7 protein-coding genes and 1 pseudogene are annotated in these 5,430 nt (G+C 51.0%); 6 read left to right on the forward strand and 2 right to left on the reverse strand.

Annotated elements, in window-relative coordinates; translation table 11 throughout:
• Positions 1 to 745: 745 nt before the first annotated feature.
• Positions 746 to 1,156: a hypothetical protein gene (locus K8W53_RS23760; RefSeq protein WP_000874179.1), complete on the forward strand. Its 411-nt coding sequence runs from the start codon at positions 746 to 748 to the stop codon at positions 1,154 to 1,156.
• A 257-nt stretch (positions 1,157 to 1,413) separates the two neighbouring features.
• Positions 1,414 to 1,977, forward strand: a complete 564-nt coding sequence (locus tag K8W53_RS23765; RefSeq protein ID WP_001749520.1) for a hypothetical protein — start codon at positions 1,414 to 1,416, stop codon at positions 1,975 to 1,977.
• A 28-nt stretch (positions 1,978 to 2,005) separates the two neighbouring features.
• On the opposite strand, the gene tenpIN is transcribed toward K8W53_RS23765, so the two are convergent.
• Both tenpIN and K8W53_RS23935 read right to left on the reverse strand, forming a co-directional pair.
• Complete coding sequence (tenpIN, locus tag K8W53_RS23770) at positions 2,006 to 2,632, reverse strand: type III toxin-antitoxin system TenpIN family toxin (protein ID WP_223149424.1); 627 nt, start codon at positions 2,630 to 2,632, stop codon at positions 2,006 to 2,008.
• Positions 2,633 to 2,933: 301 nt separating this feature from the next.
• Positions 2,934 to 3,017, reverse strand: a complete 84-nt coding sequence (locus K8W53_RS23935) for a replication initiation protein (protein WP_071532987.1) — start codon at positions 3,015 to 3,017, stop codon at positions 2,934 to 2,936.
• 637 nt (positions 3,018 to 3,654) lie between these two features.
• Between K8W53_RS23935 and K8W53_RS23775 the strand changes: the two genes are divergently transcribed.
• The 4 genes and pseudogenes from K8W53_RS23775 to K8W53_RS23790 all read left to right on the forward strand — a co-directional run bounded on the left by K8W53_RS23775 (position 3,655) and on the right by K8W53_RS23790 (position 5,354).
• Positions 3,655 to 3,975 carry a MobC family plasmid mobilization relaxosome protein gene (locus tag K8W53_RS23775; RefSeq protein ID WP_000957082.1) on the forward strand — a complete coding sequence of 107 codons (321 nt, stop codon included), beginning with the start codon at positions 3,655 to 3,657 and terminating at the stop codon, positions 3,973 to 3,975.
• A pseudogene (locus tag K8W53_RS24100) lies at positions 3,965 to 4,282 on the forward strand (nuclease); the annotation flags it as partial. The gene K8W53_RS23775 and the pseudogene K8W53_RS24100, both read left to right, overlap by 11 nt.
• A 370-nt stretch (positions 4,283 to 4,652) precedes the next feature.
• Complete coding sequence (locus K8W53_RS23785) at positions 4,653 to 5,138, forward strand: MbeB family mobilization protein (protein WP_001749519.1); 486 nt, start codon at positions 4,653 to 4,655, stop codon at positions 5,136 to 5,138.
• Between the two features lie 3 nt (positions 5,139 to 5,141).
• Positions 5,142 to 5,354 carry an MbeD family mobilization/exclusion protein gene (locus tag K8W53_RS23790; RefSeq protein ID WP_000137423.1) on the forward strand — a complete coding sequence of 71 codons (213 nt, stop codon included), beginning with the start codon at positions 5,142 to 5,144 and terminating at the stop codon, positions 5,352 to 5,354.
• Positions 5,355 to 5,430 lie beyond the last annotated feature (76 nt).

Consider the following 5,430-nt stretch of genomic DNA (forward strand, 5'->3'; position numbering starts at 1 on the left):
CCGTTTCCGTCAGCGGAGCTATAACGGTCCGACGCTGGGCTGACTGCGCGCATCCAGTGACAAACCCCAAGAAGAAGGGCTCATAAATTTCCCGCTAAATACGGTCGTGATGAAAAGATCACGGCTCAAGAGAGGGGGATTTATGAAGATACTAAAAGCGCTCAGTCTGATACTGCAATGCGTCAAACTGGCAATGGATCTGTGGGAGCGATTCGGGGGAAAGTGGCCTTTTTAGTGCTTTACACCGTATTTATACGCGAAAACTGCTGTCATTCACCTGGCTGCATAACCATGCAGCTAGGTGAAATTTATCTGGCGTAAACGGGGCGGTTTACCGGGTGCTTTGCTAGGGGTTTCACCCGACAGGCACCGTATTTGCGCCGAACCAGCCCGAAGCGGTGCGGGCAAGAACTCTTATGTTAAATTCATCTCATCGGCAACCTATACAGGCATAAAAATCAGTTTCTATAAGCGGCTTTCTTGCACCTACTTGGTGATTTTTTTGGATGCGCTGACGTTGCTCGACTTTAAATCACCATAGAAAAATACCCTTTACTTACATAAAGATCGATCTGGATGTGTATCTTGACGAGGTTAAATACGAGCAATTGTTTTTGTATTTAAGGTTTCTTATCGCCGTTTTTTGCGGCTCTAGAAAAATCAATACAAAAGATCTTGAAAGTCACCTCGCTCCCTGGGTACACTTCCGTATAAGAACTGATCGATGTCTAAAACGGATTGTATTATGGCTTTTATCTCTCTATCGAACTTGGCAGCGAAGACTGGAAGGATAATCCAGTCGCAGTGTGTTACGGCCACGCAAACAAAAAAAAGCACGGGCGCTGTCGAGCTGGGATTCCGCTTGAGCAAGAGCGCTATGGACGAGACTGGTATTACCATTGGGGATCGTGTCGACATTCTTTACGACAAAGAAGAAAACCAGTGGATGATTAAGAAAATTAGTGAAGGTGGCTTTGGTGTGTCTGGGCAAAAAAACAAGCACGGCGGTTACTCATCGTGTGCTGTTAGATTGACCTTGCGACCAGGTTTTCCTCGCCTTTCTGAGGATGAAGAGGACAACAAGAAGCTACTTTCCGATGATTCATTCACTCAGCTAAGTGAAGGTGTAATCGTCTTCAGGCTGGATGATGAATAGGAAGGACCAAAAAGGAAAGGCAGAGTTAGTGAGCGTCGCCAAACAATCGACTAACTCCGCCTTCTGGTCAACACATCACTACCTTTGGAAGGGTGGAGTGTTATGGGCGGCATTATGTTCATAAACTTGCATTCTAATAAAGAAAAAATCGTTTCTTTTGAGGGATGTGAACACGACATTTTCTATTCTGATAGGTGCGATGCTATTGGCTTTGGTCTCTTAAGTTTATGTTTTTAAAAACATATGAGGCTATACATATGCACGCTTTATCAATACTACCTTCAGTTGCCCGCGCTAACCTGGCAACTAAATTCTCGTCTCATTTGAAGGTGATCGAGCTCTTCAACACGATGCAGGATTCCCAAGTTGTTGTCTTGTCATCACTGATCGAAGGCCATCACCTCACCAGTTCTGGTAACAGTGTCAAAGCCGACTTTGAGGTCACTCGCTTACCGGCGATTATCGAGATGTTAGAGAAAAAATATTTTTTCCCTATTCGTCATCTAAATGTATCTGTTAAATCTGTAACTACAGGAAGGATGACTGGACAAACTGTCTATTTCATAGAGCCTGAACACATCGAGCAACTTCTCGCTGATCCTGAGCTTGTGTTTGCTAATCAGGAAAGGAGCCTCTTCTTTCGTTCTCTCGAAAAAGAAGGGAAAAATCTCGGCAAGCTTATCGAGAAAAAAGGTAGTGTTTCTCAAGCCGTCTTAAGCCTTCTACATCACGCCTACAAAGATAAACCTCTTTCTGACGAGATGTGGAAGGAGATAGAAGATAAGTTCACCCATATGCTGGATGAATTGAGCGCGGCGTAAAGGCAAGGGCGGTCGTTAGACCGCCTTTTTAGTCTTCTAAACCTAATTCTTTGTGATAGTTTTTCAGCGTAGAGTAACGATAGTTTCTGAGTATGTTTTCATCTTTCTTGACGTTCGCTTCTATGTATCTGTTTACGAATTTGTTGAAATCTTCTTGTATTTTTTCTTTGTTATCATTGATATGGGTAAATTCAGGAGTTGGTATCTTATAGGCTCGCGATACATACTCTTCTTTCTTAATTAGCAACGCTTTGGTGTAATCCAGTCCTTTCTTAACACCTTCTGATCGCTCCGAAACGAATCCAAATTTATGGTTTAAATGGCTTCGTAAGGGTATCCCGAACACCAATCCGTTGAGATCAATAACTACGATTCCGTAGCCTCTTACTTTTCCATCATTACTGCCGTCGAGAGCCTCTTGTAGGCCTTTGTTATCAGCATAAAACTGGTCTGTAAGGGTTCTTAACTGTATGTAATCCTGTTTGCTCATTTTTGATGTCCATTGGCATTTTCCTGTAACCAATGTACAAAAAAAGCAAAGCCCTCTGTAAGAGAGGGCTTTGCTTTTCTTTCGTTGAGTCTTGGATTTTTTACGTGTGGCGAACTCTACCGCACATCTTTCTTTGGAAGCTTGTTTGTTTAACGTGGGGCTCATTCCTACCGCCACTTCTAGATTTACTTATATCAAAAATTATATGTGAAGTCAATTTCGTAGCTGTTCTTGACTGGACTTACTTTGCCAGCGTAATCTTCTCCTGAAACGAAAAAACCACCCTGGCAGGTGGTTTTTCGAAGGTTATTTAATCCTGGCAGATTATCTAACCGTGGTAACAGTCTTGTGCGAGACGTGTCACCAAATCCGTCCTTCCAGTGTAGCCTCAGTAAGGCCACCACTTCAAGAACTCTCAATACATCTCTCGCACATCATGTTTACCAGTGGCCGTTGCCAATGGCGATTAGTCGTGTCTTTCCGGGTTGGACTCAAGTCGATAGTTACCGGAAAAGGCGCAGCGGTCGGACTGAACGGGGGGTTCGTGCATACAGTCCAGCTTGGAGCGAACTGCCTACCCGGAACTGAGTGTCAGGCGTGGAATGAGATAAACGCGGCCATAACAGCGGAATGACACCGGTAAACCGAAAGGCAGGAACAGGAGAGCGCACGAGGGAGCCACCAGGGGGAAACGCCTGGTATCTTTATAGTCCTGTCGGGTTTCGCCACCACTGATTTGAGCGTCAGATTTCGTGATGCTTGTCAGGGGGGCGGAGCCTATGGAAAAACGGCAGCGCCGCATCCTTTTCTTGCCCTGTTTGTCATGCCGTGTGCCTTTGCTCTTATCCGTGTGCAGGTAACGCCCGCCGCAGCCGAACGGCAGGAGCGGAAGCGACCGAGTGAGCGAGGAGGCGTAATATCACCGCAACCTCCATGTTCTCCCGTACGCCCTGCAGCTGCATTTTCCCCTGCCACATGAAGCACTTTTATAAAGTGTTACTCCGCCGTAACATATTAAGCCAGTATACACTCCGCTAGCGCTACGTGACTGGTTCAGGGCTGCGCCCCGAAACCCGCTAAAAGCCACTGACGCGCCTGCGGCTTGTCCAACACCGTGCCGACCGGGAAACATTTCCCGCCCGTCCCGGTGTTATCAGGAGGCTACTCTGGCAGACAAACGCAACAAGATGCTCACGATGTGGGTGACGGAAGACGAACACCGGCGGCTGCTCGAGCGGTGCGACGGCAAGCAGCTGGCGGCGTGGATGCGTCAGACCTGCCTCGATGAGAAGCCGGCGCGTGCCGGCAGACTGCCGTCGATATCGCCGGCGCTGCTGCGCCAGCTTGCCGGTATGGGTAATAACCTGAACCAGATCGCCCGGAAAGTGAATACCGGTGGTGCCGGTCATGACCGGGTGCAGATCGTGGCCGCCCTGATGGCAATCGACGCGGGACTGGAGCGGCTGCGGCATGCGGTGCTGGAAAAAGGGGGGAATGATGATCGTTAAATTCCATCCCCGGGGGCGCGGTGGTGGTGCCGGTCCGGTGGATTACCTGCTGGGAAAAGACCGGCAGCGCGAGGGGGCGACCGTGCTGCAGGGAAAGCCGGAGGAAGTCCGGGAGCTTATCGATGCCTCGCCGTATGCGAAAAAGTACACCTCCGGCGTACTGTCGTTCGCGGAGGCTGAGCTGCCGCCCGGGCAGCGGGAGCAGATCATGGCCAGCTTTGAGCGGGTTCTGATGCCCGGGCTCGATAAAGACCAGTACAGCATTCTGTGGGTGGAGCACACCGACAAGGGGCGGCTGGAGCTGAATTTCCTGATCCCCAACACAGAGCTGCTGACCGGGAAACGCCTGCAGCCGTATTACGATCGCGCCGACCGGCCGCGCATCGATGCCTGGCAGACCGTGGTGAACGGCAGACTGGGGCTGCATGATCCAAACGCCCCGAAGAACCGGCGGTTACTGGTCACGCCGTCCGCACTGCCGGAAACGAAGCTGGAAGCCGCTCAGGCGATTACACGGGGTTTGCTGGCCTTAGCCTCATCCGGGGCGCTCAAAACGCGCGAGGACGTCACAGGGGCGCTCACTGCGGCAGGTTTTGAGGTGGTCCGCACCACAAAGAACAGTATCAGCATTGCCGACCCGGACGGGGGGCGAAACATCCGACTGAAGGGAGCCATTTATGAGCAGTCTTTTAGCGCTGGCGAAGGACTTGGAAAAGCAATCGAAAGCGCAGCAGCAGAATACCTGCGAGATGCTGAAAGCCGCATTCAGCGAGCACGAGAAGTCTGTAAAAGCGGAACTGAGCGCAAGCGCGAAGAGAATCAGCGACGCCATCAGCGCCCACGAGCAGGGTATGACCGCGGCGATGCAGTCGAACCGGCTGAGCGTGCTGCGTATGGTTGGCCGGACGTGGCTGACCATCACCCTGGTCTCAGTACTGCTGATCGCCACGAGCGGGAGCATTCTGTGGTGGCAGGGGCAGCAGATCACCGGGAATTACCAGACTATCCGGGCGCAGGAGCGGACGCAGGCCATGCTGTCGGAGAAGAACCACGGCGTGCAGCTGTCGCTCTGTGGGGAACAGAAACTGTCCTGCGTCAAAGTGAACCCGAAAGCGGGAGCTTACGGGGAGGAAGGGAACTGGATGGTACTGGAGAGGAAATAGCCCATGACGGAACTGGAAAAACAGTTGCTGACCGCATTAGAGCAGCTACATCAGGACTACTCGCAAAGGCTGGACGAGTGGGAGAGCGCCTTCGCGGAATGGCAGAAGATGTCTGGTCTTATGCAACGGGAGAACGCGGCGCTGAACGAGCGCGTCACGCGCTTGAGTCAGCAGGTGGCGAACTTGAGCAGGCAGTTACAGCGTTTGAGCCAGTAGTGCAGCGGCATGAAATGGCGGTGGCCGCCGAACGGGCATACGAGCAGCGACAGCATGAAAAAGAGCTGGCAGAACC

This window comes from Salmonella sp. A29-2, assembly GCF_020150755.1.
Taxonomy (GTDB): domain Bacteria; phylum Pseudomonadota; class Gammaproteobacteria; order Enterobacterales; family Enterobacteriaceae; genus Salmonella; species Salmonella enterica.

What these genes read in the sequence shown, in the direction of transcription:
- K8W53_RS23785 (WP_001749519.1), top strand. Translation starts at nt 4,653, where the DNA reads ATGAGCAGTCTTTTAGCGCTGGCGAAGGACTTGGAAAAGCAATCGAAA.
- K8W53_RS23775 (WP_000957082.1), top strand. Translation starts at nt 3,655, where the DNA reads ATGCTCACGATGTGGGTGACGGAAGACGAACACCGGCGGCTGCTCGAG.
- K8W53_RS23790 (WP_000137423.1), top strand. Translation starts at nt 5,142, where the DNA reads ATGACGGAACTGGAAAAACAGTTGCTGACCGCATTAGAGCAGCTACAT.
- K8W53_RS23935 (WP_071532987.1), bottom strand. Translation starts at nt 3,017, where the DNA reads ATGCACGAACCCCCCGTTCAGTCCGACCGCTGCGCCTTTTCCGGTAAC.
- tenpIN (WP_223149424.1), bottom strand. Translation starts at nt 2,632, where the DNA reads ATGAGCCCCACGTTAAACAAACAAGCTTCCAAAGAAAGATGTGCGGTA.
- K8W53_RS23760 (WP_000874179.1), top strand. Translation starts at nt 746, where the DNA reads ATGGCTTTTATCTCTCTATCGAACTTGGCAGCGAAGACTGGAAGGATA.
- K8W53_RS23765 (WP_001749520.1), top strand. Translation starts at nt 1,414, where the DNA reads ATGCACGCTTTATCAATACTACCTTCAGTTGCCCGCGCTAACCTGGCA.